The organism is Salinimicrobium oceani, assembly GCF_012037645.1.
The window spans coordinates 1-674 of the sequence record NZ_JAAVJR010000159.1; the positions used below are offsets into that span (position 1 = coordinate 1).

Here is a 674-nt window from a genome sequence, read left to right on the forward strand (position 1 = left end):
TTGATGTCGTGCTCGGGAGAAGGGGGCGATGACGAAGTTTTAGACCCACCTTTTTCTGCTTATTCTTCTTTAGAGCTGGAAGTGCTGAATCTGGTCAATGATCACAGAAATTCTTTAGGATTGGTAGAACTACAAAGACTTGAGGAAATTTCCTTTCAGGCAAAGCTTCATTCTAATCATATGGCAGGAGCCAACGAGGTTTGTCACCATGACTTCGGGAGCAGGTTAAAAATCTTAAAAGAGCAGGTAGGGGCAAGATCCATGGGAGAAAATGTTGGCTATGGTTACAGAACTTCCGAAGCTATTTTAAAGGCCTGGTTGAATAGTCCCAATCACAGAAACATAATAGAAAGTGAAAATACTCACTTTGGAGTTTCAGCTACAAGTGCAGAAGGAAAGATGTATGTCACGCTTATCTTCATTAGAAAATAGGACCGATCTTTTTCTGACAGCAGAGAACCAAAATGAGAAAAATAGAAAAGGAGGCTCAATAAGCCTCCTCTCCCCGGTTGGTTAGTTGCAGGGTTCTTTATTCCATTTTTACCACCTTAAAGATGGATCTTCTGTTTAGCTGGTGTTGCTGTTCACTACAGTTTGAACATTCAACTTCGGGCTGCTCCTCTCCATAACCTTTGAAGGTTACGATCCTTTCTGCAGCAATTCCGTTTTCTACC

General features: G+C 41.7%; 1 protein-coding gene. It reads left to right on the forward strand.

What is annotated here, in order from left to right:
* A partial coding sequence (locus HC175_RS16005) for a CAP domain-containing protein (protein ID WP_168139409.1) occupies nucleotides 1-432 on the forward strand: 432 nt, incomplete at its 5' end.
* Nucleotides 433-674: the final 242 nt, after the last annotated feature.